A 25,747-nucleotide genomic window follows, 5' to 3' on the forward strand; every position below is an offset into this window, starting at 1 on the left:
GGTCGACTACGCCGACTACGGATTCCGAACTCCTGCCGTGGGCCGCACTGCCTCGCGCCGTGTTCGCCTCGCCGTCCGGCATGATTCCCCCTGGACTGAGCAAGAGCGCAGCGTTCACCGTGTCGCCGGCTCCGATCGTGTCGACGACGCCGACCCCCGTCGCGGGTACCGCACACGCCACCCCGGACCGCGTCCGCACCGACAGGCCCCGCCCGCCGTGCGTGAGCACCACGGCCTGCGGGCCCTCCGCCAGCCAGTCCTCCGGAGTGCCGCCCAGCCACTCCGCGTCCTCCTCCGACAGCTTCAGCAGCGAGACGTACGGCAGCCAGGACCGGAAGCGGGCCCGGTAGGCGTCGGGGTCCGGGACGAGGCCAGGGCGGATGTTGGGGTCGAGCAGGGTGAACAGCCCGCGCTCCGCCTCGCGGCGCAGCAGCGCCTCGTAGGCGGTCGCGCCCGGCTCCAGCACCAGCGAACACGTGCCCACGCACAGCGCGCTCGCCGCCTCCGGCAGCGCACCGGGCAGCGTGAACAGCCGGTCCGCGGTGCCGCCCGCGTAGAAGCCGTAACCGGCGGAGCCGTCCGCGCCGATGGCCGCGACCGCCAGTGTCGTCGGCTCCGGGCCGCGCTGAACGAGTGAAACGTCCACCCCCGCCGCCCGCAGCCCGGCCAGCAGGGACTCCCCGAAGGCGTCCGACGACACCCGGGAGCAGAAGGCCGCCGTCGCCCCCAACCGCCCCAGTGCGACAGCGGTGTTGTACGGTCCGCCGCCGCGGCGGGGCAGCAGGGCGGGCAGGCCGCCGTCCCCTCCGGCGCCGTCGGCCACGAGGTCGATCAGGGCTTCTCCGGCTACGACGATCACCAGGGGGTCGTCCCTTCCGCTGGGGGGAGTCCCCAGTATCGTCGGTGCGACAGCACCGCCGTTCCCCCCTGGAGCCCGCATGACCAGCCAGCCCGCATCCCGTCGCACCGTGCTCCTGAGCGGAGCGGCACTGGCCGGGGCCGCGGGGCTCGGCGTCACCGGCTGCGAGGCCTCCGGCTCGGCGGCCAAGGGTTCCGCCACGCCGACCGCGCCCGTGGACCTCGGGGCGGCGGGCGACGTGCCGGTCGGCGGGGCCAAGCTCTACCGCAAGCAGAAGCTGGTCGTGGCGCAGCCCGCCAAGGGGGAGTACAAGGCGTTCAGCGCGGTGTGCACGCACGCGGGCTGCGTGGTCGACAAGGTCGAGGACGGCAAGGTCAGCTGCCCGTGCCACGGCAGCAAGTTCGACGCGCAGACCGGCAAGGTCCTCCAGGGCCCGGCGGGCGCACCGCTGCCGGCCGTCCCGGTCAAGGAGTCCGGCGGCAAGCTCGTCGCGGGCCCGGACGCCTGACCGTCACGACCAGTCCCACGCGATCCCCAGGATCCCCGCGCGCACCGGCTGTTCCGCCAGGTGCACCCCGTGGTGCCGCCCCGAGAGCGTCAGCTCCTGCTGCCCGGTGCGCGGCGCAGCCGCCGACGCCTGGACGAAGCGGCGGCAGCGCACCGGCAGTGCGGCCTCGTCGAAGCGGACCTGCAGCACGTACTGCCCGGCCGCGAAACTGAAGCCGCGCACGTACTCGGTGCTCGGCCCCGCGGTGCCGTCCTCGAAGCCGTAGCCGAAGACATGGGTCTCCCCGGCGCGCAGCCGCACGTCGAAGAGCAGCTCGGCGACGAGCACCCCTGCCGCGGACTGCCAACGGACGCGCCCCACCCGGCAGTTCTCGTCCGCCCGGACGGTCACCCGCCCCGGATCGCAGCCCGGGTCCCCGCGGTGGATGGCCAGATAGCGGTCCACCCCGTCGCGGTGCGCCCGCACCACGTGGTGCGAGGCGCGCCCGCGCAGCTCGCGGCCCGCGCCGATGCGGACGTGCTCCAGGTGGCAGACGGTGTGCAGCCCTCCGTCGGCCGGTGACTCCAGCTCGGCCAGCAGCCGTTCGAGGGCGCGCGACTCCTCCACCAGCAGGCGGTACGAGCGCCCGGCGGGGCGGGCCGTCTCCGTCCGCGGCACGGGTTCGAGCAGCCGGGTCAGCGCCTGCGCGGGCAGCTCCAGGACCTCCTCCAGCATCCGCACCGCCCTGAGCGACTCGGGCCGCCGCGGCCGCCGGGCGCCCTGCTGCCAGTAACTCAGGCTCGTCACCCCGACCTTGACGCCCCGCTGGGCCAGCCGGTGCTGGACCCGGTGCAGGGCCAGTCCGCGCGCCGACAGGGCGGTGCGCAGCGCGAGGTGGAACGGTCCCGTCCGCAGGGCCTGGGCCAGTTCGGCCTCGGCGGACCCGGTGCCGGTGGGTGTACGTGCCATCCGCCGCTCCTCTGTGAATATTCACAACGGTGGCAGAGGGGCCGGCGGACAGGAGTGCCGCATTCCTCCTGGGCGGGCACAGGCTGTTCACAGGCAATGCCGTCTGTTCACACCGCGGTTTCACAGAGCATTGAAGCCTGTTGACCGACACCCGACAACACTTGATGCTCCTCAGCAGCGTCCGGACGCGCTCCTCCACCACAACCCCCCGCCACGGGAGGAACGCCATGACCCGTGCCTCGGCATCGGCACCATCAGCACAGCACTCCGGATCCCGGATACGCGGCAGAAGACTGTCCGTCGCGGCCCTGATCGCCTCCGCACTGCTCGCCGTCCCCACCACGGCGAGCGCTGCGAGCTCCGGTCAGCCCGCTCTGCGCGCGTCCAAGCAGCTCAACATCACCATGCAGGCACAGCAGAAGAGCAACTGGTGCTGGGCAGGCTCCGGCAACACCATCGCGACCTGGTTCGGGCGCACCTACAGCCAGAACCAGTTCTGCAACGCCGCCTTCAACCGGCAGCAGGACACCACGTGCCCCAACAACCAGGCCACGCTGGGCAACGTGCAGAACGCCCTCGACTGGGCCGGCATCAACTCCGGCTCGTACGTGAGCGGCTGGCTGCGCTACTCGACCGTGCAGACGGAGATCGACAACAACCGTCCGATCGAGACGCGCATCCAGTGGTCCTCGGGCGGCGGGCACATGCACGTCCTCTACGGCTACGACGACAGCAACAGCTGGGTCTACTGGGGTGACCCGTGGCCGTCCAACGACCGCTACAACTGGGCCTCGCACGACTGGTACGTCAACAACGACCAGTTCTCCTGGACGCACTCGCTCTACCGGATCGGAGCGTGAGGGCGATGACCGAGCGCGCGTACACCCGCAGGAACGTCACCCGCGCAGCGGCCGCCGGGGCTCTCACCGCCGGGCTGCTCTGCTTGACCCCCCTGGCCCAGGCCGCCCAGCCCCCGGCCGTCCCGGCCCCGCCGCTGGCTTCCGGGATCGATGCCGCGCACAACGCCGCCGCGGCACCCTCGACGCTCGGCACGCTCTCCCGCTTCTTCGCCCGCGACGGTGCCCTCGCCAGGGGCACGGCGCAGCCGAGGATCGAGGGCGCCACCGTGCCCGTCTACACGCTCTCCCCGGAGTTCGTGGCGGGCAAGGCGAATGCGCCGGTGGCCAAACTTGACTTCCTCGCCACCACGGCCGTGTCGTCCGACGGACAGAAGGCCTCGGTGTGGGCGGCGCACGTCGGCGACAGCTGGAAGGTCGTCAACATCGCCACCGGCGACGACGAGACGCGCTACGCGGCCGAGGGAGCGAAGAAGCTCGGCGGCGGCACGGTCTTCCGCGAGCCCCAGATCAACGCCTGGTACGTCCAGCGCGGCGACCGGGTGCTGCCGCTCGACCAGGACGCGGTGCGCGCCGTCGGCGCGGGCGGTACCACGGTGGCCGCCTATCGCGACCGGGTCCACAAGGCCTATGGCGACAAGCTGCCGGGTTCCGCTTACGCGGAGAAGGGGCTTGCGGGCGGGTACGACGAGCCGGGGCCGCAGGGCGGTTCCGGATCCACGGCCGTCACCACCGCAGCGACGGCCGGCGGCGCGGCCTTGGCGCTCGGGCTCGGTGCGGTGGCGGTGCGCAGGCGGCGCCGCCGCCGAGCGTCTGCCTGACAAGGGAGGTTTGTCGGCTGCGGGCCGTCCCTGGCTGATCGCGCCCACGCGGCGGAGCCGCACAATGCAACAGCCCCGCGCCCCTTACGGGCGCGGGGAAACCGGCACTCCGATTGTCACTGCCCGCAAGTAGGGTTGTGGCATGGCCGACCCCAGCAGCTACCGACCCAAGCCGGGACAGATCCCCGACTCGCCGGGGGTCTACAGATTCCGGGACGAGCACGGCCGCGTGATCTACGTCGGGAAGGCGAAGAGCCTCCGTCAGCGGCTCTCCTCGTACTTCCAGGACCTCGCGGGCCTGCACCCGCGCACCCGCACCATGGTCACCACGGCCGCCTCCGTCGAGTGGACCGTGGTCTCCACCGAGGTCGAGGCGCTGCAGCTGGAGTACTCCTGGATCAAGGAGTACGACCCCCGGTTCAACGTCAAGTACCGCGACGACAAGAGCTATCCCTCCCTGGCGGTCACGCTGGGCGAGGAGTTCCCGCGTGTGCAGGTCATGCGCGGCCCCAAGAAGAAGGGCGTGCGCTACTTCGGCCCCTACGCCCACGCCTGGGCGATCCGCGAGACCGTCGACCTGATGCTGCGGGTCTTCCCCGTCCGCACCTGCTCCGCAGGGGTGTTCAAGCGCTCGCACCAGATCGGCCGCCCCTGCCTCCTCGGCTACATCGGCAAGTGCTCCGCCCCCTGCGTCGGCCGGGTCACCCCCGAGGAGCACCGCGAACTCGCCGAGGAATTCTGCGACTTCATGGCCGGGCGTACCGGTGCGTACATCCGCCGTCTGGAAAAGCAGATGCACGATGCGGCCGAGGAGATGGAGTACGAGAAGGCCGCCCGGCTGCGCGACGACATAGAGGCGCTCAAGCGCGCCATGGAGAAGAACGCCGTCGTCCTCGCCGACGCCACCGACGCCGACCTGATCGCGGTCGCCGAGGACGAACTCGAGGCGGCCGTGCAGATCTTCCACGTCCGCGGCGGCCGGGTGCGCGGCCAGCGCGGCTGGGTCACGGACAAGGTCGAGGCCGTCGACACCGCGGGCCTCGTCGAGCACGCCCTGCAGCAGCTCTACGGCGAGGAGCGGGGCGACGCGGTGCCCAAGGAGGTCCTCGTCCCCGCCCTGCCCGAGCCCGCCGAGCCCGTACAGCAGTGGCTCACGGAGCGCCGCGGCGCCGCCGTCAGCCTGCGCATCCCGCAGCGCGGCGACAAGAAGGACCTGATGGTCACGGTCCAGCGCAACGCCCAGCAGGCCCTCGTGCTCCACAAGACCAAGCGCGCCTCCGACCTGACGACCCGTTCGCGCGCCCTGGAGGAGATCGCCGAGGCCCTCGGCCTGGACTCGGCGCCACTGCGCATCGAGTGCTTCGACATCTCCCACCTCCAGGGGCAGGACGTGGTGGCGTCGATGGTCGTCTTCGAGGACGGCCTGGCCCGCAAGAGCGAGTACCGGCGCTTCCAGATCAAGAGCTTCGAGGGCCAGGACGACGTCCGCTCGATGCACGAGGTCATCGGCCGCCGCTTCCGCCGCTACCTGCAGGAGAAGCAGAAGGCGGGGGAGTGGTCCGAGGAGAGCGCCGTCGAGGACGCGGACGGGGAGAGCCGCCTCGACGACGACGGCCGCCCCAAGCGCTTCGCCTACCCCCCGCAGCTCGTCGTCGTCGACGGCGGGCAGCCCCAGGTGGCGGCGGCCCGGCGCGCGCTGGACGAGCTCGGGGTGGACGACGTGGCCGTGTGCGGCCTCGCCAAGCGCCTGGAGGAGGTCTGGCTGCCCGGCGAGGACGACCCGGTCGTCCTGCCCCGCACCAGCGAGGGCCTCTACCTCCTGCAGCGCGTCCGTGACGAGGCCCACCGCTTCGCCATCTCCTACCAGCGCACCAAGCGCTCGAAGACGATGAAGGCCGGCCCGCTGGACGCGGTCCCCGGCCTGGGGGAGACCCGCAGGAAGGCGCTGCTCAAGCACTTCGGCTCGGTGAAGCGGCTGCGCGCCGCCACGGTCGAGGAGCTCTGCGCCGCGCCCGGCATCGGCCGCAGGACGGCCGAGACGATCGCCGCGGCCCTGGCGACGGCCCCGGCGCCCGCCCCCGCGGTCAACACCGCCACTGGCGAAATCATGGACGACGCAGAGGAATGATGGGCGTGGCGCACGTGGTCCATGCCGCGCGCGCCGCGAGACCGCAGTATGGAAGACGTGACCGCACCTGCGGCGCGTCAGGGAAACGGGGGAAGACGGCATGAACGACACCGAACGGGACGGAGCACAGGTGAGTACGGGCACGACGGCGGATGCGACTGCTGAGGCGGCGGGCATCCCCGAGCTGGTGATCATCTCCGGTATGTCGGGGGCGGGCCGCAGCACCGCCGCCAAGTGCCTGGAGGACCTCGGCTGGTTCGTCGTCGACAACCTGCCGCCCGCCCTGATCCCCACCATGGTGGACCTGGGCGCCCGCTCGCAGGGCAACGTCGCCCGCATCGCCGTCGTCGTGGACGTCCGCGGCCGGCGCTTCTTCGACAACCTCCGCGAGTCCCTCGCGGACCTGGAATCGAAGAAGGTCAAGCGGCGGGTGATCTTCCTGGAGGCGTCCGACGACGCCCTGGTGCGCCGCTTCGAGTCCGTGCGCCGCCCCCACCCCCTGCAGGGCTCGGGCCGCATCGTCGACGGCATCGCCGCCGAGCGCGACCTGCTGCGCGAGCTGCGCGGCGACGCCGACCTGGTCATCGACACCTCCAGCCTCAACGTCCACGAGCTGCGCGCCAAGCTGGACGCCCAGTTCGCCGGCGAGGAGGAGCCGGAGCTGCGGGCCACCGTCATGTCCTTCGGGTTCAAGTACGGCCTGCCCGTCGACGCCGACCTCGTCGTCGACTGCCGCTTCCTGCCCAACCCGCACTGGGTCCCCGAGCTGCGCCCCTTCACCGGGCTCAACGAGGAGGTCTCCGGCTACGTCTTCAACCAGCCGGGCGCCAAGGAGTTCCTCGACCGCTACACCGAGCTGCTCCAGCTCATCGCCGCGGGCTACCGCCGCGAGGGCAAGCGCTACGTGACCATCGCGGTCGGCTGCACCGGTGGCAAGCACCGCTCCGTCGCCATGTCCGAGAAGCTCGCCCACCGCCTGGTCTCCGAGGGCGTCGAGACCGTCGTCGTGCACCGCGACATGGGGCGCGAGTGACCGGCCGCACCTTCCGGCTCCGCCGCGTACGGGTCCCCGGCCGGCCCCGCGGCCGCTCCGGCGCACAGCCCAAGGTCGTCGCCCTCGGCGGCGGCCACGGGCTGTCCGCCTCCCTGGCCGCCCTCCGCCGGATCACCGGCGACCTGACGGCCGTGGTCACCGTCGCCGACGACGGCGGCTCCAGCGGCCGGCTGCGCGACGAGCTGGGTGTGCTGCCCCCCGGCGACCTGCGCAAGGCCCTCGCCGCCCTCTGCGGCGACGACGACTGGGGCCAGACCTGGGCCCGGGTCATCCAGCACCGCTTCGAGAGCCGTGGCGACCTGCACGGCCACGCCGTCGGCAATCTGCTGATCGTCGCCCTCTGGGAGCAGCTCGGCGACCACGTCCAGGCCCTGGACCTGGTCGGCAGGCTGCTCGGCGCGCACGGCCGGGTGCTGCCCATGTCCGCGGTCCCGCTGGAGCTCCAGGCCCTGGTCAAGGGCCACGACCCGGCCGCGCCCGACGCCGTCACCACCGTGCGCGGCCAGGCCACCGTGGCGCTCACCCCGGGCGAGGTGCAGTCGGTGCACGTCGTCCCCGAGGACCCGCCCGCGGTGCCCGAGGTCGTCGAGGCCGTGCTCGACGCCGACTGGGTCGTGCTCGGTCCCGGCTCCTGGTTCTCCTCGGTCATCCCGCACCTGCTCGTGCCCGAGCTGCTGCATGCCCTGCAGGAGACCAGGGCCCGGCGCGTGCTCTCGCTGAACCTCGCGCCGCAGCCCGGGGAAACCGATGGCTTCTCACCGCAGCGTCATTTGGAGGTTTTGGCCCGACACGCCCCTAAACTCGCCTTCGACGTGGTGCTGGCCGACGAGGCCGCCGTGCCCGACCGCGAGAGCCTGACCGACGCCGCCAAGCGGCTCGGCGCCGCGGTGGAGCTGGCGGCGGTCGCCGCGCCGGGCAGTTCGGCGGTGCACGACCCCGAGCTGCTGGCCGCCGCGTACGACCGTATTTTTCGGATGCATGGAAGGATCGGCCCATGGCGATGACGGCAGCGGTGAAGGACGAAATCTCCCGGCTCCCCGTCACCCGGACCTGCTGCCGGAAAGCGGAGGTCTCGGCCATCCTGCGGTTCGCCGGCGGGCTGCACCTGGTCAGCGGCCGCATCGTGATCGAGGCCGAGCTGGACACCGGGATCGCCGCCCGGCGACTCCGCAAGGACATCCTGGAGATCTTCGGGCACGCTTCCGACCTGGTGGTGATGGCCCCCGGAGGGCTGCGCCGCGGCAGCCGGTACGTGGTGCGGGTGGTGGCGGGCGGTGACCAGCTGGCGCGCCAGACCGGCCTGGTCGACGGCCGCGGCCGGCCGATCCGCGGGCTGCCCCCGCAGGTCGTCTCCGGCGCCACCTGCGATGCGGAGGCCGCCTGGCGAGGCGCGTTCCTGGCCCACGGCTCCCTCACCGAGCCCGGCCGCTCCTCCTCCCTGGAGGTGACCTGCCCGGGCCCGGAGGCGGCCCTCGCCCTGGTCGGCGCGGCCCGCAGGCTGCAGATCGCGGCCAAGGCGCGCGAGGTGCGCGGGGTGGACCGGGTGGTCGTCCGCGACGGCGATGCGATCGGCGCCCTGCTGACCCGGCTCGGCGCGCACGAGTCCGTGCTGGCCTGGGAGGAGCGGCGGATGCGCCGCGAGGTACGGGCCACCGCCAACCGGCTGGCCAACTTCGACGACGCCAACCTGCGCCGCTCGGCGCGGGCGGCCGTCGCCGCGGGCGCGCGGGTGCAGCGCGCGCTGGAGATCCTCGGCGAGGAGGTCCCCGAGCACCTCGCGGCCGCCGGGCGGCTGCGCATGGAGCACAAGCAGGCCTCCCTGGAGGAGCTGGGCGCCCTCGCCGACCCGCCGCTGACCAAGGACGCGGTGGCCGGCCGGATCCGCCGCCTGCTCGCCATGGCGGACAAGCGCGCCCAGGACCTGGGCATTCCGGGCACCGAGTCGAACCTGGCCGAGCTGACCGAGGAGATGGCCGAGGGCATGGTCGGCTGACCGTCCCCTCTTTCCTTTCCGCCCCCGCACCGGTCCGCCCGGGCGGGGGCGCTCCAATACCGGCCGCCGGCAAGGGTGTTGGGGTGCGCCGGACGACGGTGCGCCGAAGTCGTCACCGTGTGTGACGAAGTGCCGTTCCGCCCGCCTCGCGCGAGTGAGCGGAACCGTGCACAAACGGGCTGGATTCCGCTTTGTCAAGGGTTACGGGCCGAGCGATGCCAATGTCACGTCACTGCCCTGTTGGAGGTAGGGTCGGTGGTGGTCGGGGACATCCCAATACAGCCGCCGGCGGACAGCCCGGCACACCAACGAGGAGATCGGTTCGTGACGATCCGCGTAGGCATCAACGGCTTTGGCCGTATCGGTCGTAACTACTTCCGCGCGCTCCTGGAGCAGGGTGCGGACATCGAGATCGTCGGTGTCAACGACCTGACCGACAACGCCACCCTGGTGCACCTGCTGAAGTACGACTCGATCCTGGGCCGTCTGCAGCAGGAGGTCAGCCACACCGACGACACGATCACCGTCGGTGACATGACCTTCAAGACGATGGCCGAGCGCGACCCGGCCGCCCTCCCGTGGGGCGAGCTCGGCGCCGACATCGTCATCGAGTCCACGGGCATCTTCACCAAGCGCGAGGACGCCGCCAAGCACCTCGCCGCCGGCGCCAAGAAGGTCCTGATCTCCGCGCCCGCCAAGGGCGAGGACATCACCATCGTGATGGGCGTCAACCAGGACAAGTACGAGGCGGCCAACCACCACGTCATCTCCAACGCCTCCTGCACCACCAACTGCGTGGCGCCGATGGCCAAGGTTCTCGACGAGAACTTCGGCATCGTCAAGGGCATGATGACCACGGTCCACGCGTACACCAACGACCAGCGCATCCTGGACTTCCCGCACTCCGACCTGCGCCGCGCCCGCGCCGCCGCGGAGAACATCATCCCGACCTCGACCGGTGCCGCCAAGGCCACCGCCCTGGTCCTCCCGCAGCTCAAGGGCAAGCTGGACGGCATCGCCATGCGCGTCCCGGTCCCGACCGGCTCGGTCACCGACCTGGTCCTGGAGCTCGACCGCGAGGTCACCAAGGACGAGATCAACGGCGCCTTCCAGAAGGCCGCCGAGGGCCAGCTCAAGGGCATCCTCGAGTACACCGAGGACGCGATCGTCTCCTCCGACATCGTCAACTGGCCGGCCTCCTGCACCTTCGACTCGCAGCTGACGATGGTCCAGGGCACGCAGGTCAAGGTCGTCGGCTGGTACGACAACGAGTGGGGCTACTCGAACCGCCTCGTGGACCTGACCGTCTTCGTCGGCGGCCAGCTCTGATCCGAGCGATGTAAAGGACGGGGCTCGTACAGCGCACTGGCGCGCGGTACGGGCCCCGTCGCATGGCTGTTCCTCACGGAAGTCACCGGAGTCACCGTATGAAGACGATCGACGAACTCATCGAGGGCGGCGTGGAAGGCCGGCGGGTCTTCGTCCGCGCCGACCTGAACGTGCCGCTCGAGGGCACCACCATCACGGACGACGGCCGCATCCGCGCCGTCGCGCCGACGATCGCCAAGCTCGCCGAGGCGGGCGCCAAGGTGATCGTCGCCTCCCACCTGGGCCGTCCCAAGGGCGCCCCGGACCCGCAGTTCTCCCTGGCGCCGGTCGCGCAGCGGCTCGGCGGGATCCTGGGCAGGAACGTCTCGTTCGCCGCCGACACGGTCGGCGACAGCGCGAAGGCCACCGTCGCCGCTCTGGCGAACGGCGAGGTCACGCTGCTGGAGAACCTCCGTTTCAACGCGGGCGAGACCAGCAAGGACGACGCGGAGCGCGGTGCGTTCGCCGATGCCCTCGCGTCGCTGGCCGACCTGTACGTGGGCGACGGCTTCGGTGCGGTGCACCGCAAGCACGCCTCGGTCTTCGACCTCCCGAAGCGGCTCCCGCACGCCGCCGGCGACCTGATCGCCACCGAGGTCGGCGTGCTGAAGAAGCTGACCGACGACGTCAAGCGCCCGTACGTGGTCGTCCTGGGCGGTGCCAAGGTCTCCGACAAGCTGGGTGTCATCGACAACCTGCTGGAGAAGGCCGACCGCATCCTCATCGGCGGCGGCATGTCCTACACCTTCCTGGCCGCCAAGGGCCACGAGGTCGGCATCTCGCTGCTGCAGAAGGACCAGATCCCGGTCTGCCAGGAGTACCTGGCCCGGGCCGAGGCGCGCGGCGTGGAGTTCCTGCTCCCCGTCGACGTACTGGTCTCGGCTGACTTCCCGGACCTGAAGACCAAGGCTCCGGCCAACCCCGAGCTCGTCGCCTCGGACGCCATCCCGGCGGACAAGGAAGGCCTGGACATCGGCCCGAGGACGCGGGAGCTGTACGCCTCGAAGCTCGCCGACGCCGGAACCGTCTTCTGGAACGGCCCGATGGGCGTCTTCGAGCACCCCGACTACGCCAACGGCACCAAGGCCGTGGCCCAGGGCCTGCTGAACTCGCCCGGCTTCACCGTCGTGGGCGGTGGCGACTCGGCCGCGGCCGTGCGCATCCTGGGCTTCGACGAGAACGCCTTCGGCCACATTTCGACCGGCGGCGGCGCGAGCCTCGAGTACCTCGAGGGCAAGACGCTCCCCGGCCTCGCCGCACTGGAGGACTGAACCACCGTGACTGCACGCACCCCGCTGATGGCGGGCAACTGGAAGATGAACCTCAACCACCTCGAGGCCATCGCACACGTCCAGAAGCTCGCCTTCGCGCTCGCCGACAAGGACTTCGAGGCCGTCGAGGTCGCGGTCCTGCCCCCGTTCACCGACCTGCGCTCGGTGCAGACGCTGGTCGACGGCGACAAGCTCAAGATCAAGTACGGTGCCCAGGACATCTCGGCGCACGAGTCCGGCGCCTACACCGGCGAGATCTCCGGCTCGATGCTGGCCAAGCTCAAGTGCAGCTACGTGGCCGTCGGCCACTCCGAGCGCCGCCAGTACCACGGCGAGTCGGACGAGCTCTGCAACGCCAAGGTCAAGGCCGCCTTCCAGCACGGCATCACGCCGATCCTGTGCGTCGGCGAGGGCCTGGACGTCCGCAAGGCGGGCAACCAGGTCACGCACACCCTGGCCCAGGTCGACGGCGGCCTGAAGGACGTCCCGGCCGCGCAGGCCGAGTCCATCGTGATCGCCTACGAGCCCGTCTGGGCCATCGGCACCGGCGAGGTCGCCACCCCCGAGGACGCCCAGGAGGTCTGCGGGGCCATCCGCCGCCGTCTGGCCGAGCTGTACGGGCAGGACACGGCCGACAAGATCCGCATCCAGTACGGCGGCTCCGTCAAGTCCGGCAACATCGCGGCGATCATGGCGCAGCCCGACGTGGACGGCGCGCTGGTCGGCGGTGCTGCGCTGGACGCGGACGAGTTCGTCAAGATCGTCCGCTTCCGCGACCAGTAGGCCGCGCGGCAACAGCTATGACGACGGGCACTGCCCGTCGTACCCTGTCGGGGCCGGGACCGGCGCTTTCGCCGGGTCCGGCCCCCGTTCGTCAACAGTCCGAGAGAGTTGGTCCAGCCGTGGTCATCGGGTTCTCGATCGCCCTCATCGTCTTCAGCCTGCTGCTGATGATGCTGGTGCTCATGCACAAGGGGAAGGGCGGCGGCCTGTCCGACATGTTCGGTGGCGGCATGCAGTCCTCCGTCGGCGGCTCCTCGGTCGCCGAGCGCAACCTCGACCGGATCACCATCGTGATCGGTCTGCTGTGGTTCGCGTGCATCGTCGCGCTCGGCATCCTGATGAAGCTCAAGAGCTGACGTACCGTCGTATCAGCGGCCTATGATGGAGACTCGCGTCTTCGCGGCCGGGCTGTAACTCCTGCCACTGGACGCGCGTTGGGCCTTACGTAGACTGGGGCGCCCGCAGCGGAGTGGACTGTCACGCTCCGCGGCACCATCACGCAGGGAGTTACGACCGTGGCAAGTGGCAACGCGATCCGGGGAAGCCGGGTCGGGGCGGGGCCGATGGGGGAGGCCGAGCGGGGCGAGTCCGCGCCGCGTCTCCGCATCTCCTTCTGGTGCTCGAACGGGCACGAAACACAGCCGAGCTTCGCCAGCGACGCACAGGTCCCGGACACCTGGGACTGCCCGCGCTGCGGCTTCCCGGCCGGTCAGGACCGGGACAACCCGCCGGACCCCCCGCGCACCGAGCCGTACAAGACGCACCTGGCGTACGTCCGCGAGCGGCGCAGCGACGCGGACGGCGAGGCGATCCTCGCCGAGGCGCTCGCCAAGCTGCGCGGCGAGATCTGAGCCGGGTCTCTTCCGGACCTCTTGACGAACGGCCCGTCCGTACCCCCCTTGCGGGGGTGTGCGGACGGGCCGCTCGCGTTGGTCGGCTAGGTTGGTGCATACCGCAGCGACAAGGAGAAATGGGCTGAGATGAACGTCGATCAGATGCCTGAGTGGAACGCGCTGGCCAAGCACCGGGACGAGCTGGGGGAGGTGCAGCTGCGCAGGCTCTTCGCCGACGACCCGCGCCGGGCCGAGAAGTACACGCTCTCCGTCGGCGACCTGCATCTCGACTACTCCAAGCACCTCGTGACCGACGAGACCCTGCGCCTGCTGCGCGAACTCGCGGCGGCCCGGGGCGTGGCGGAGCTGCGCGACGCCATGTTCCGTGGCGAGAAGATCAACACCACCGAAGGCCGCGCCGTGCTGCACACCGCGCTGCGCGCCCCCGAGTCGGCCGTCGTCGAGGTCGACGGGGAGAACGTCGTCCCCGCCGTGCACGCCGTGCTGCGGAAGATGCAGGTCTTCGCCGACCGCGTCCGTTCGGGTGATTGGAAGGGCCACACCGGCAAGCGCATCCGCAACATCGTCAACATCGGTATCGGCGGCTCCGACCTCGGTCCGGCGATGGCGTACGAGGCGCTGCGCGCCTATACCCACCGCGAACTGACGTTCCGTTTCGTCTCCAACGTCGACGGTGCGGACCTGCACGAGGCCGTGCGCGACCTGGACCCGGCCGAGACGTTGTTCATCATCGCCTCGAAGACGTTCACGACGATCGAGACCATCACCAACGCCACGTCGGCGCGGAACTGGCTGCTGGCCGGTCTGGGGGCCGGCGAGGACGCCGTCGCGCGGCACTTCGTCGCCCTGTCGACGAACGACGAGAAGGTCGCCGAGTTCGGCATCGACACGGCCAACATGTTCGAGTTCTGGGACTGGGTCGGCGGCCGCTACTCCTACGACTCGGCCATCGGCCTCTCCCTGATGGTCGCCGTCGGCCCGGACCGCTTCCGCGAGATGCTGGCCGGCTTCCACCTGGTCGACGAGCACTTCCGCACGGCCCCGCCGGAGGAGAACGTCCCGCTGCTGCTGGGGCTGCTGGGCATCTGGTACGGCAACTTCCACGACGCGCAGTCGCACGCGGTGCTGCCCTACAGCCACTACCTGTCGAAGTTCGCGGCGTACCTGCAGCAGCTGGACATGGAGTCCAACGGCAAGTCGGTCGACCGCGACGGCAACCGCGTCGACTGGCAGACGGGCCCGGTGGTCTGGGGCACGCCCGGCACGAACGGGCAGCACGCGTACTACCAGTTGATCCACCAGGGCACCAAGCTGATCCCGGCGGACCTGCTCGGCTTCGCCCGCCCGGTCGCGGAGCTGGAGCCGGGGATGGCGGCCCAGCACGACCTGCTGATGGCCAACCTGTTCGCCCAGGGCCAGGCGCTGGCCTTCGGCAAGACCCCGGAGGAGGTCGCGGCGGAGGGCGTCCCGCAGGAGCTGATCCCGCACAAGACGTTCCGCGGCAACCACCCGACGACGACGATCCTGGCGAGTGAGCTCTCGCCGTCCGTGCTGGGGCAGTTGATCGCACTGTACGAGCACAAGGTGTTCGTCCAGGGGGCGGTGTGGAACATCGACTCGTTCGACCAGTGGGGCGTCGAGCTGGGGAAGGTTCTCGCGAAGAGGGTCGAGCCTGCGCTCACCGAAGGTGCCGAGGTGCCGGGTCTGGACGCGTCCACCGCTGCGCTCGTGCGCCGGTACCGGGAGCTGCGGGGGCGGTAGGGCCTGTCCGTGCCCCGTAAGGGGCGCGGGGAACTGCGCGATCAGCCACGACGCGCCCGCAGCCGAACGGCACACGGCAATGGCCCGGTTCCCTTCCTGGGGAACCGGGCCATTGCCGTTGGTGTGCCGTCAGGCAGAAGCCGGCGGGTACAGCCCCCGCGGCAGCTGTGCCGCAGCAGCCTGGTCCAGCAGCCACAGGGTGCGCCGGCGGCCGTACGCTCCGGCGGCCGGGGCCTGGATCTCCCCGGCACCCCCGAGCGCGAGTGCAACGGCATTCGCCTTGTCCTCGCCCGCGGCGAGGAGCCAGACCTCCTGGGCCGCCCGGATCGCCGGCAGGGTCAGCGAGACCCTGGTCGGCGGCGGCTTCGGCGCGCCGTGCACGCCGACGACCGTGCGCTCGGTCTCCCGCACGCCCGGCAGCTCGGGGAAGAGCGAGGCCACATGCGTGTCGGGGCCGACGCCCAGCATCAGGACGTCGAAGGACGGCACGGGACCGTGGTCCTCGGGCCGGGCCGCGGCGGCCAGTTCGGCCGCGTAGGCCTCGGCCGCCGCATCCGCGTCGTTGCCGTGCGCCCCGCCCGAGGGCGGCATCGCATGGACCCGCGCAGGGTCCAGGTCCACCGCGTCCAGCAGGGCCTCACGGGCCTGCGTCTCGTTGCGGTCGGGGTGACCCTCCGGCAGGAACCGCTCGTCACCCCACCACAGGTCGAGCCGCGACCAGTCGACGGCGTCCCGCGCGGGAGCCGTGGCCAGGGCCGCGAGCAGGCCGTTGCCGTTGCGTCCGCCGGTGAGTACCACCGAGGCCGAGCCACGGGCGGCCTGCGCGTCCACGATCCGGGTGATCAGCCGGGCGGCCGCGGCCTGGGCCATCAGCTCCTTGTCCCGGTGGACGACGACCTGAGGGGTGCTCACTTGGCCGCTGCCTTCTTGGCGGTGGCCGCGGCCTTCTTCGCCGGAGCGGGAGCGGGCTTCTCCGCCTCGGCCGCCGGAGCTGCCGGAGCTGCCGGAGCCGCCGGACCCAGCCTGTCCACCCCGTACTTCAGCGCGGACGCGTACGTGTCGTCCGGGTCGAGCCGGCGCAGCTCCTCGGCCATCAGCTCCGAGGTGTCGCGGCGCTTGAGCGCGACCGCACGGTCCGGCTGGCCCTGCATGGTGAGTGTGGCCAGCGAGCCGTCGACGCGGTCGAGCGTGATCGGCCCGTTCTTGGTCTCCAGGCGGACGGCCGTCAGGCCGGGGCCGTGGGAGACCGAGCGCGTCACCGGCACCCCGAGGCGGTCGGCGAGCCACATGGCGAGCAGCTCGGCGCTCGGGTTGTAGGCCTCGCCCGCGACCTCGGCCGCGGTGATCTGGACGCCCGGCTGCTGGTCCAGCGCCGCCGCCAGCATCGAGCGCCAGGGGGTGATGCGGGTCCACGCCATGTCGGTGTCGCCGGGGGCGTAGGTGGCCGCGCGCCGGTCGAGTTCGGCGACCGGGTCCTCGCAGGCGTAGGTGTCGGTGACACGACGCTGCGCGAGGGCGCCCAGCGGGTCCTTGGCCGGGTCGGCGGGGGCGCCCACCGGCCACCAGGCGACCACGGGGGCGTCCGGCAGCAGCAGCGGCAGCACCACCGACTGGGCGTGGTCTATGACCTCGCCGTGCAGCCGCAGCACCACGGTCTCGCCGGTGCCCGCGTCGCCGCCGACGCGGACCTCGGCGTCCAGGCGGGCCTTGGCGCGGTCGCGGGGCGAGCGGCTGACCCGCTTGATGACGACGAGCTTGCGCGAGGGGTGCTCGCGGGAGGCGTCGTCCGCCGCCTTGAGCGCGTCGTAGGCGTGCTCCTCGTCGGTGACGATGACCAGGGTGAGGACCATGCCGACGGCGGGGGCGCCGATGGCCCGGCGTCCCTGGACCAGGGCGTTGTTGATCTTGCTCGCCGTGGTGTCCGTAAGATCGATCTTCATGGCCGGCGCCAGCTCCGTCCGTCTCGTGCCAGCATCGCGTCAGCCTCGGCCGGGCCCCAGGTGCCGGCCTGGTACTGCGCGGGCTTGCCGTGCTTGTCCCAGTACTCCTCGATCGGGTCGAGGATCTCCCAGGAGAGCTCGACCTCCTTGAGGCGCGGGAAGAGGTTCGACTCGCCGAGCAGCACGTCGAGGATGAGCCGCTCGTACGCCTCGGGGCTCGACTCGGTGAAGGACTCGCCGTAGGCGAAGTCCATCGACACGTCCCGGACCTCCATCTGGGTGCCGGGCACCTTGGAGCCGAACCGCACGGTCACGCCCTCGTCCGGCTGCACCCGGATGACCAGGGCGTTCTGCCCCAGCTCCTCGGTGGCGGTGTGGTCGAAGGGCGAGTGCGGGGCGCGCTGGAAGACGACCGCGATCTCGGTGACGCGGCGGCCCAGCCGCTTGCCGGTGCGCAGATAGAAGGGGACGCCTGCCCAGCGGCGGTTGTCGATCTCCAGCTTGACCGCGGCGTAGGTGTCGGTCTTCGACTTGGGGTCGATGCCCTCTTCCTCCAGGTAGCCGACGACCTCCTCGCCGCCCTGCCAGCCGTGCGCGTACTGGGCGCGCACGGTCTCCTTGCCGAGGTCCTTGGGCAGCCGGACGGCGCCCAGCACCTTGGTCTTCTCGGCCGCCACCGCGTCGGCGTCGAAGGAGGAGGGCTCCTCCATGGCGGTCAGCGCGAGCAGCTGGAGCAGGTGGTTCTGGATGACGTCGCGCGCGGCGCCGATGCCGTCGTAGTAGCCGGCCCGGCCGCCGATGCCGATGTCCTCGGCCATCGTGATCTGCACGTGGTCGACGTACGACCGGTTCCAGAGCGGCTCGAACATCTGGTTGGCGAAGCGCAGCGCCAGGATGTTCTGGACCGTCTCCTTGCCCAGGTAGTGGTCGATCCGGAAGACCTCGTTGGCCGGGAAGACCTCATGGACGATCCCGTTGAGCTCCTGCGCGCTCTTCAGGTTGTGGCCGAAGGGCTTCTCGATGACGGCACGCCGCCAGGAGCCCTCGGTCTGGTCGGCCAGGCCGTGCTTCTTCAGCTGCTGGACGACGGTGGGGAAGAACTTCGGCGGCACCGACAGGTAGAAGGCGAAGTTGCCGCCCGTGCCCTGGGCCTTGTCGAGCTCCTCGATGGTGTCCTTGAGGGTCTCGAAGGCCTCGTCGTCGCCGAAGTCGCCCTGGACGAACCGGCAGCCCTGCACCAGCTGCTGCCAGACCTCCTCGCGGAACGGCGTGCGCGCGTGCTCCTTGACCGCGTCGTGCACTATCTGGGCGAAGTCCTCGTTCTCCCAGTCGCGCCGGGCGAACCCGATGAGCGAGAAGCCCGGCGGCAGCAGACCCCGGTTGGCGAGGTCGTAGACCGCCGGCATCAGCTTCTTCCGTGACAAATCGCCCGTGACGCCGAAGATCACCAGGCCCGACGGCCCCGCGATGCGCGGGAGCCGTCGGTCCGATGCGTCACGCAGCGGATTGCTGCTGCTCAACTCACGCCTCCGGTGCGAGGCGCTTGAGCTCCGCCTCCGTGGACTTGAGCAGGTCGTTCCACGACTGCTCGAACTTGTCGACGCCCTCGTCCTCGAGCAGCTGGACGACCTCGTCGTAGGAGATCCCCACCTTGGCGATGGCGTCGAGCTCGGCCTTGGCCTGCTCGTACGTGCCGCGCACCGTGTCGCCCGTGATCTGCCCGTGGTCCGCGGTGGCCTCCAGGGTGGCCTCCGGCATGGTGTTCACCGTGTTCGGGGCGACCAGGTCGTCCACGTACAGCGTGTCCTTGTAGGCCGGGTCCTTGACGCCGGTCGAGGCCCACAGCGGACGCTGCTTGTTGGCGCCGGCCTTCTCCAGGGCCAGCCAGCGGTCCGAGGAGAAGACCTCCTCGTACGCCTGGTACGCCAGGCGGGCGTTGGCGAGGGCGGCCTTGCCGCGCAGCGCCTTGGCCTCGTCGGTGCCCAGGGCGTCCAGCCGCTTGTCGATCTCGGTGTCCACGCGGGACACGAAGAAGGACGCGACCGAGTGGACCAGGGACAGGTCCAGGCCCGCGGCCTTGGCCTTCTCCAGACCGGTCAGGTAGGCGTCCATCACGGCGCGGTAGCGCTCGAGGGAGAAGATCAGCGTGACGTTGACGCTGATGCCCTTGCCGATGACCTGAGCGATGGCCGGCAGGCCCGCCTTCGTCGCCGGGATCTTGATCAGCGTGTTGGGGCGGTCCACCAGCCACGCCAGCTGCTTGGCCTCGGCGACCGTCGCCACGGTGTCGTGGGCCAGGCGCGGGTCGACCTCGATGGAGACCCGGCCGTCCTGGCCGTCGGTGGCGTCGAAGACCGGGCGCAGGATGTCGGCGGCGTCACGGACGTCCGCCGTGGTGATCATGCGGATGGCCTCGTCGACGGTGACCTTGCGGGCCGCGAGGTCGGCGAGCTGCTGCTGGTAGCCCTCGCCGCCGGAGATCGCCTTCTGGAAGATCGACGGGTTCGTCGTGACGCCCACGACGTGGCTCTGGTCGATCAGCTCGGCCAGGTTGCCGGACGTGATGCGCTTGCGGGACAGGTCGTCCAGCCAGATCGCGACGCCTTCGTCGGAGAGGCGCTTGAGTGCGTCTGTCATGGGTCTTGCATCTCCTACAGATAGATAAAGGGGCGTCAGCGGCGGGCGGCGTCGGCGATCGACTCGCGGGCGGCCTCGACCACGGCCTCGGAGGTCAGGCCGAACTCGCGGTAGAGCACCTTGTAGTCGGCGGAGGCGCCGAAGTGCTCCAGCGAGACGATGCGGCCGGCCTCGCCGACGTAGCGGTGCCAGGTCAGGCCGATGCCGGCCTCGACCGCGACGCGGGCCTTGACGTCGGGCAGCAGCACGCCGTCGCGGTAGGCCTGGTCCTGCTCCTCGAACCACTCGACGGAGGGCATGGAGACCACGCGGGTCGGGATGCCCTCGGCCTGCAGCGCCTCGCGGGCCTCCACGGCCAGCTGGACCTCGGAGCCGGTGCCGATCAGGATCACCTGCGGACGGCCGCCCTCGGCCTCGAACAGGACGTAACCGCCCTTGGCCACGCCCTCGTTGGCCTCGTACGTCGGGACGTTCTGGCGGGTGAGGGCCAGACCGTGCGGCGCGGGCTTGGCCGTGTGGCGCTTGGTGATCTCGCGCCAGGCGATGGCGGTCTCGTTGGCGTCGGCCGGGCGGACCATGTTCAGGCCCGGGATGGCGCGCAGCGCGGCCATGTGCTCGACCGGCTGGTGCGTCGGGCCGTCCTCGCCGAGGCCGATGGAGTCGTGCGTCCACACGTAGGTGACCGGCAGCTTCATCAGCGCGGCGAGGCGCACGGCCGGGCGCATGTAGTCGGAGAACACCAGGAAGGTGCCGCCGTAGACACGGGTGTTGCCGTGCAGCGCGATGCCGTTCATGGTCGAGCCCATGGCGTGCTCGCGGATGCCGAAGTGGATGGTGCGGCCGTAGGGGTTCGCCTCCGGCAGCGGGTTGCCCTTCGGCAGGAAGGACGACGTGGCGTCGATCGTGGTGTTGTTCGAGCCGGCCAGGTCGGCGGAGCCGCCCCACAGCTCGGGGATCACGCCGCCCAGCGCCTTGAGGACCTCACCGGAGGCCTTGCGGGTCGCGACGTCCTTGCCCGCCGGGAAGACCGGAACGGCCTTCTCCCAGCCGTCGGGCAGCTCGCCCGCGACGATGCGGTCGAAGTCGGCGGCGCGCTCGGTGTTGGCCTGACGCCACTGCAGGACGCGCTTGTCCCAGTTCGCGTGGGCCTCGCGGCCGCGGTCGACGACCTTGCGGACGTGCGCGAAGACCTCGTCCTCGACCTGGAAGTGCTGCTCGGGGTCGAAGCCCATGACCTTCTTGGTCGCGGCGACCTCCTCCGCACCCAGCGCCGAGCCGTGCGAGGCCTCGGTGTTCTGCGCGTTCGGGGCGGGCCAGGCGATGATCGTGCGGGCCGCGATGATCGACGGACGCTCGGTCTCCTCCTGAGCGGCCTTCAGCGCCGCGTGCAGGGCGTGGATGTCGAAGTCGCCGTTGGGGGCCTGCTCGATGCGCTGGACGTGCCAGCCGTAGGCCTCGTAGCGCTTGAGGACGTCCTCGGAGAACGCCGTCTCGGTGTCGCCCTCGATCGAGATGTGGTTGTCGTCGTACAGCGCGACGATGTTGCCCAGCTTCTGGTGCCCGGCGAGCGAGGACGCCTCGGCGGAGATGCCCTCCTCCAGGTCGCCGTCGGAGACGATCGCCCAGATGGTGTGGTCGAAGGGCGACTCGCCCTGCGCGGCCTCCGGGTCGAACAGGCCGCGCTCGTAGCGGGCGGCCATGGCCATGCCCACCGCGTTGGCGATGCCCTGGCCCAGCGGGCCGGTGGTGGTCTCCACGCCGCGGGTGTGGCCGTGCTCGGGGTGGCCGGGGGTCTTGCTGTCCCAGGTGCGGAACGCCTTGAGGTCCGCCAGCTCCAGGCCGTAGCCCGCCATGAACAGCTGGACGTACAGCGTCAGGCTGGTGTGGCCGGGGGAGAGGACGAACCGGTCACGGCCGACCCAGCCGGCGTCGTTCGGGTCGTGCCGCATCATCTTCTGGAACAGCAGGTAGGCGGCCGGAGCGAGGCTCATGGCCGTGCCCGGATGGCCGTTGCCGACCTTCTGCACGGAGTCCATGGCCAGGACGCGGGCGGTATCGACGGCCCGCTGGTCCAGTTCGGTCCATTCGAGGTCTGTGGTGGTCGGCTTGTTGCTCACCCTCGGTCAGGGCTCCTCTCCACATGTTCTGTTTGCCGGGGGCGGTATTCCGCCACGACGCGGCGCTGTCGAGCCTACCCCCGTCGGGACGCGCATCTTTTCGACGTGCAGTCGGCTGCCCGGCACTCGCTCCCGGCAACCGGATGACGCGGGCGGACATTCCCGTCACGGCGAGACCGTCCACTGTTTCCAGCCTGCCGGGTGCGCGACGGGCCCGCCTCCCGAACGAGACCGTTCTGTCATGTTCCGCCGCCCCGCCAACACGACCCCACCCCGGAGGAGGCCGCGGTATCGCCTGCGTCTAAAGTGGCGTGGTACGCGCAAGTCTTTACCGGGGATTCCTGCCCGGATGTGCTTGCTGGCCTTATCTCTGTCAGGGGTGTGCGTGACGGCCGTCGAATCCCGTCCTGCGGGGGTTCTGAGCGAGAGCCCGGTTCGCAGGCCCTTCGGGGCTCGCGTCAAGGGCTTCGTGGCACTGACGAAGCCGCGCGTCATCGAGCTGCTGCTGATGACGACGGTGCCGGTGATGTTCCTCGCCGCACAGGGCGTTCCGGACCTCGGTCTGGTCCTGGCCACGTGCATCGGCGGTTACCTCTCGGCCGGCGGCGCGGGCGCGTTCAACATGTACTACGACCGCGACATCGACGCCATGATGGACCGGACGTCCCAGCGTCCGCTCGTCACCGGCCTGATCTCGCCACGCGAGTGTCTGGTCTTCGCCTCGGTGCTCACCGTCGGGTCGACCGTGTGGTTCTGGTACCTGGTCAACCCGCTGTCGGCGATGCTCTCCCTCGGCGCGTCACTCTTCTACACCGTCGTCTACACGATGATCCTCAAGCGCCGCACCGCGCAGAACATCGTGTGGGGCGGTATCGCGGGCTGCCTGCCGGTCATCATCGGCTGGTCCGCGGTGCGGAACGAGGTCTCCTGGGCCTCCCTGATCCTCTTCCTGGTCATCTTCTTCTGGACGCCGCCGCACTACTGGCCGCTGTCGATGAAGGTGAAGGAGGACTACGAGCGGGCGAACGTGCCGATGCTCCCCGTGGTCGCCGGCAACAAGGCCGTCGCCCGGCAGATCGTCCTCTACAGCTGGGTGATGGTCGGCGTGTCCCTGCTGCTCCAGCCGCTGGGCTACACGGGTTGGTTCTACACGGCCGTTGCGGTGCTGTGCGGTGGGTTCTGGCTGAAGGAGGCGCACGCGCTTCAGGCTCGCGCCAAGGCCGGGATCACCGGGGCGAAGCTGAAGGAGATGCGGCTGTTCCACTGGTCGATCACCTATGTGTCGCTGCTGTTCACCGCCGTGGCGATCGATCCGTTCTTGCGGTAGTACCCCTGACGGGGCGCACACGACTTCGGGCGTCCGCGTGGCACAGGCCACGCGGACGCCCGTCGCCATGTCGGCTACCCGTCGGTAGCATCCTGCTCATGGCAGACACCAAGCAGGCACAGCGCCAAGCGTCCCGTCTCGCGAAGCAGATCACGGCGTTCGCCAAGGCCCACGGCGGGAGCGCGGAGGGGCAGCTGGCGCACATAGGGCGGGGCACCACCCGGATCGCGCTCGTCGGCGCCGACGGCACGTGGGGCACCCTCGTCGCCCGCTCCTACGCCACTGCACAGGAGGCCGCCGAGACCGCCGGGCTGACGTTGCAGGACACCTTCGACGGCGAACTCGCCGCCAAGGTTCGCACCGGCCCGTACGAGTGGTCCCGGATGGCCGGCATCCAGCTCGGCGGTCCCGCCAATAACTGACGCCGCCCCTCACCCGTTAGAACCGACGGGAGGGGAGGGCGCGCATGGACGGCATACCGCCGCTCGTGGACCAGTACAGCCGTGGCGCCGTCCATGGCGAACTGGGGATCGGGGTGTTCGAGCGGCACCTGGCGGAGGCCGCCGGATCCACCGGACCGGCCCCGCCGGGCACCAGCTTCTTCGACAGCCGCGCCGGCCTCGCCGTGCGCCGCTGGTGCCCTCCGCTGCTGGGCCTGGAGCCCAACTGCCCGCCCGTCCACTACCTCGCCCGGCGCCGCGAGCTGGGCGCGTACCGGGCCGGGCAGCTGCTGCTGCGCGGTGCCGGGATCGGTACGTTCCTGCTGGAGTCCGGCCGTCCGGGTGAACTCACCTCGCCCGCCGAACTCGCCTGCGCCGCCGAGGGCCGCGCCCACGAGGTCGTCCGGCTCGAGCAACTGGCCGCACGGATCGCGGACTCCTGCGAGGACGCCGACACCTTCCTCGCCCGTACGGCCGAGGCGCTGTACGCGGCCGCCCGCACCGCCACCGCGTTCGCCTCCGGCGCCGTCGGCTGCGACGGGAGCCCGCCCGGTGCCGCCGAGGTGCGCGAGGCGGCGGGGAACTGGCTGCGGACGCGCCGCAGGGGCGCGCCGCCGGTCGGCCCGGCCCTGGCCCGGCACCTGTTGTGGAGCGCGGTGGCCACGGGCCTGCCCGTCCAGCTGCATTGCCCGGACCCGCAGCGGCTGACCGGCTTTCTGCGGGCGACCGCGGGCACGGGTACGGACCTGGTGCTGCTGCCCGACCCCTGGCGGCACCGCCAGGCGGCTCGACTGGCCGCCGTTTTCCCGCACGTCTACGCGGACGTGGGCACGCGCCCCGAGGAGACCCTGCGCGAAGCGCCGTTCGGCAAGCTGCTGTTCTCCACCGGGGCCCGGGCGCTGGCCGAGCTCTACGTGGTGGCCGCGCGGCTGTTCGTGCGGGCCATGGAGAAGCTGATGGGCGACTGGGTCGCGGACGGCTGGTGCCGGCCGGCCGAGGCGGGGCGGATCGTCTCGCTCGTCGCGGCCGGAACCGCGCGCCGGGTCTACCGGTTGGACGCGGCCGCGGGCTGACCGGCGTCCGTGTCCGCCACGGGCTCGGACGGCGCCGGCACCGCGGCCGCCTCGCCGCGCTCGCGCAGCGACAGGGCGACGCGCAGCGCGGCGATCCAGACCAGGCAGGAGCCGAACATGTGGACGCCGACGACGACTTCGGGCGAGTCGTTGAAGTACTGGACGTAGCCGACGAGGCCCTGCAGCATCAGCACCGCGAACAGTTCCACCACACGGCGGCGCGGCCCCTCGGGCGCCTGCACGGCGCGCAGGGTGAACCACAGGGCGACCGTCAGGCCGATCACGATGTAGACGAAGTCCACGTGCAGCTGGGTGATTTCGTGCCAGTCCAGCGGGATGCGGCGCACACCGGCGGAGGCGTCGCCCGCGTGCTTGCCCGCGCCGGTGACCACGGTGCCGACGACGATCAGCAGCAGGGTGGCGGCGAGCAGCACCCGGCTGAGCTCCCGCACCGGACGGCTCACCAGGTCGCGCGGCTCGCCGTCGCCCTCGCAGGAGCGCTGCCAGGTCACCACGGACACCGTCAGCAGGGCGGTCGACAGGAGGAAGTGCGCGCTGACGATGTACGGGTTGAGACCCGTCAGCACCGTGATGCCGCCGACCACGGCGTTGCCCATGACGACCCAGAACTGCGCCCAGCCGAGCCGGGTGAGGGAGCGGCGCCACGGGGTACGCGCGCGTGCCGCGACGATCACCAGGCCGACGACCGCGCACAGCACGTACGTCAGCATGCGGTTGCCGAACTCGATCATGCCGTTGATGCCCATCGCCGGGGTCGGCGTGAGGCTCTGGTCCGTGCACGTCGGCCAGGTCGGGCAGCCGAGCCCGGACTGGGTCAGCCGGACGGCGCCGCCCGTCACGACGATGATCACGGCCATCACGACGGAGGTCAGTGCGGCCCGCCGGACGAAGCGTGCGGAGGGCTGCCAGCGGTCGGCGACGATCTGGAGGGGATTCGGCATGTTCGGCACGGGCTCATCGTAGAGGCCCGCTTGTGCACGGATTCAC

The 25,747-nt window shown here is 71.2% G+C and carries 24 protein-coding genes; 16 read left to right on the forward strand and 8 right to left on the reverse strand.

Going from position 1 to position 25,747, the window contains the following annotated elements; translation table 11 throughout:
* A partial coding sequence (locus ACWD4B_RS24845; protein WP_451422818.1) for a carbohydrate kinase family protein occupies positions 1-859 on the reverse strand: 859 nt, incomplete at its 3' end.
* 79 nt (positions 860-938) lie between these two features.
* Here ACWD4B_RS24845 and ACWD4B_RS24850 point away from each other — a divergent pair.
* Positions 939-1,367: a Rieske (2Fe-2S) protein gene (locus ACWD4B_RS24850; RefSeq protein ID WP_451422819.1), complete on the forward strand. Its 429-nt coding sequence runs from the start codon at positions 939-941 to the stop codon at positions 1,365-1,367.
* Between the two features lie 3 nt (positions 1,368-1,370).
* Here ACWD4B_RS24850 and ACWD4B_RS24855 read toward each other — a convergent pair whose 3' ends face one another.
* On the reverse strand, positions 1,371-2,315 hold the full coding sequence (locus ACWD4B_RS24855) for a hypothetical protein (RefSeq protein ID WP_451422820.1): 945 nt from the start codon (positions 2,313-2,315) through the stop codon (positions 1,371-1,373).
* A gap of 227 nt (positions 2,316-2,542) precedes the next feature.
* Here ACWD4B_RS24855 and ACWD4B_RS24860 point away from each other — a divergent pair, with 227 nt between their 5' ends.
* The 12 genes from ACWD4B_RS24860 to pgi all read left to right on the forward strand — a co-directional run bounded on the left by ACWD4B_RS24860 (position 2,543) and on the right by pgi (position 15,205).
* Positions 2,543-3,175 carry a papain-like cysteine protease family protein gene (locus tag ACWD4B_RS24860; protein WP_451422821.1) on the forward strand — a complete coding sequence of 211 codons (633 nt, stop codon included), beginning with the start codon at positions 2,543-2,545 and terminating at the stop codon, positions 3,173-3,175.
* A gap of 5 nt (positions 3,176-3,180) precedes the next feature.
* Positions 3,181-3,993, forward strand: a complete 813-nt coding sequence (locus tag ACWD4B_RS24865) for a hypothetical protein (RefSeq protein WP_451422822.1) — start codon at positions 3,181-3,183, stop codon at positions 3,991-3,993.
* 142 nt (positions 3,994-4,135) lie between these two features.
* On the forward strand, positions 4,136-6,121 hold the full coding sequence (gene uvrC / locus ACWD4B_RS24870) for an excinuclease ABC subunit UvrC (protein ID WP_451422823.1): 1,986 nt from the start codon (positions 4,136-4,138) through the stop codon (positions 6,119-6,121).
* A gap of 100 nt (positions 6,122-6,221) precedes the next feature.
* Positions 6,222-7,154: an RNase adapter RapZ gene (gene rapZ, locus ACWD4B_RS24875; RefSeq protein ID WP_390777498.1), complete on the forward strand. Its 933-nt coding sequence runs from the start codon at positions 6,222-6,224 to the stop codon at positions 7,152-7,154.
* Positions 7,151-8,179, forward strand: a complete 1,029-nt coding sequence (locus tag ACWD4B_RS24880; protein ID WP_451422824.1) for a gluconeogenesis factor YvcK family protein — start codon at positions 7,151-7,153, stop codon at positions 8,177-8,179. Before rapZ ends, ACWD4B_RS24880 begins: the two co-directional genes overlap by 4 nt.
* Complete coding sequence (gene whiA / locus ACWD4B_RS24885) at positions 8,170-9,168, forward strand: DNA-binding protein WhiA (protein WP_171080226.1); 999 nt, start codon at positions 8,170-8,172, stop codon at positions 9,166-9,168. The genes ACWD4B_RS24880 and whiA overlap by 10 nt, the downstream gene beginning before the upstream one ends.
* A 324-nt stretch (positions 9,169-9,492) precedes the next feature.
* Complete coding sequence (gene gap, locus ACWD4B_RS24890) at positions 9,493-10,497, forward strand: type I glyceraldehyde-3-phosphate dehydrogenase (protein WP_451422825.1); 1,005 nt, start codon at positions 9,493-9,495, stop codon at positions 10,495-10,497.
* A gap of 98 nt (positions 10,498-10,595) precedes the next feature.
* Positions 10,596-11,807 carry a phosphoglycerate kinase gene (locus tag ACWD4B_RS24895; protein WP_451422826.1) on the forward strand — a complete coding sequence of 404 codons (1,212 nt, stop codon included), beginning with the start codon at positions 10,596-10,598 and terminating at the stop codon, positions 11,805-11,807.
* Positions 11,808-11,813: 6 nt separating this feature from the next.
* A complete protein-coding gene (tpiA, locus tag ACWD4B_RS24900; RefSeq protein ID WP_451422827.1) occupies positions 11,814-12,590 on the forward strand; it encodes a triose-phosphate isomerase in 777 nt (258 codons plus the stop codon).
* Between the two features lie 119 nt (positions 12,591-12,709).
* Complete coding sequence (secG, locus tag ACWD4B_RS24905; RefSeq protein ID WP_336412438.1) at positions 12,710-12,946, forward strand: preprotein translocase subunit SecG; 237 nt, start codon at positions 12,710-12,712, stop codon at positions 12,944-12,946.
* Between the two features lie 159 nt (positions 12,947-13,105).
* Positions 13,106-13,441, forward strand: a complete 336-nt coding sequence (locus ACWD4B_RS24910; RefSeq protein WP_003957010.1) for an RNA polymerase-binding protein RbpA — start codon at positions 13,106-13,108, stop codon at positions 13,439-13,441.
* A 129-nt stretch (positions 13,442-13,570) separates the two neighbouring features.
* Positions 13,571-15,205, forward strand: a complete 1,635-nt coding sequence (gene pgi, locus ACWD4B_RS24915; protein ID WP_451422828.1) for a glucose-6-phosphate isomerase — start codon at positions 13,571-13,573, stop codon at positions 15,203-15,205.
* Between the two features lie 129 nt (positions 15,206-15,334).
* Here the strand turns inward: pgi and pgl are convergent, their stop codons facing one another.
* Genes pgl through tkt form a run of 5 tightly spaced genes read right to left on the reverse strand, consistent with a single transcriptional unit; the run spans position 15,335 to position 21,899 of the window.
* Positions 15,335-16,117 (reverse strand): 6-phosphogluconolactonase, encoded by a 783-nt coding sequence (pgl, locus tag ACWD4B_RS24920; protein WP_451422829.1) that lies wholly within the window; start codon positions 16,115-16,117, stop codon positions 15,335-15,337.
* Positions 16,114-17,145 carry a glucose-6-phosphate dehydrogenase assembly protein OpcA gene (gene opcA, locus ACWD4B_RS24925; protein WP_451422830.1) on the reverse strand — a complete coding sequence of 344 codons (1,032 nt, stop codon included), beginning with the start codon at positions 17,143-17,145 and terminating at the stop codon, positions 16,114-16,116. The genes pgl and opcA overlap by 4 nt, the downstream gene beginning before the upstream one ends.
* Positions 17,142-18,665 carry a glucose-6-phosphate dehydrogenase gene (gene zwf, locus ACWD4B_RS24930; protein ID WP_451422831.1) on the reverse strand — a complete coding sequence of 508 codons (1,524 nt, stop codon included), beginning with the start codon at positions 18,663-18,665 and terminating at the stop codon, positions 17,142-17,144. The genes opcA and zwf overlap by 4 nt, the downstream gene beginning before the upstream one ends.
* Position 18,666: 1 nt before the next feature.
* Entirely contained in the window at positions 18,667-19,782 is a 1,116-nt protein-coding gene (gene tal, locus ACWD4B_RS24935; protein WP_451422832.1) for a transaldolase, read from the reverse strand.
* 35 nt (positions 19,783-19,817) lie between these two features.
* Positions 19,818-21,899: a transketolase gene (gene tkt, locus ACWD4B_RS24940; RefSeq protein WP_451422833.1), complete on the reverse strand. Its 2,082-nt coding sequence runs from the start codon at positions 21,897-21,899 to the stop codon at positions 19,818-19,820.
* 385 nt (positions 21,900-22,284) lie between these two features.
* Here tkt and ACWD4B_RS24945 point away from each other — a divergent pair, with 385 nt between their 5' ends.
* The 3 genes from ACWD4B_RS24945 (at position 22,285) to ACWD4B_RS24955 (ending at position 24,739) form a co-directional block, all read left to right on the forward strand.
* Positions 22,285-23,226: a heme o synthase gene (locus ACWD4B_RS24945; RefSeq protein WP_451422834.1), complete on the forward strand. Its 942-nt coding sequence runs from the start codon at positions 22,285-22,287 to the stop codon at positions 23,224-23,226.
* A 98-nt stretch (positions 23,227-23,324) separates the two neighbouring features.
* A complete protein-coding gene (locus tag ACWD4B_RS24950; RefSeq protein WP_451422835.1) occupies positions 23,325-23,648 on the forward strand; it encodes a hypothetical protein in 324 nt (107 codons plus the stop codon).
* Between the two features lie 44 nt (positions 23,649-23,692).
* The gene (locus tag ACWD4B_RS24955; protein WP_451422836.1) at positions 23,693-24,739 is read left to right on the forward strand and encodes an amidohydrolase; all 1,047 of its coding nucleotides are present in this window, start codon (positions 23,693-23,695) and stop codon (positions 24,737-24,739) included.
* Here the strand turns inward: ACWD4B_RS24955 and ACWD4B_RS24960 are convergent.
* Complete coding sequence (locus tag ACWD4B_RS24960) at positions 24,712-25,710, reverse strand: COX15/CtaA family protein (RefSeq protein WP_451422837.1); 999 nt, start codon at positions 25,708-25,710, stop codon at positions 24,712-24,714. The genes ACWD4B_RS24955 and ACWD4B_RS24960 overlap by 28 nt on opposite strands.
* Positions 25,711-25,747 lie beyond the last annotated feature (37 nt).

The organism is Streptomyces sp. NPDC002536, assembly GCF_053594995.1.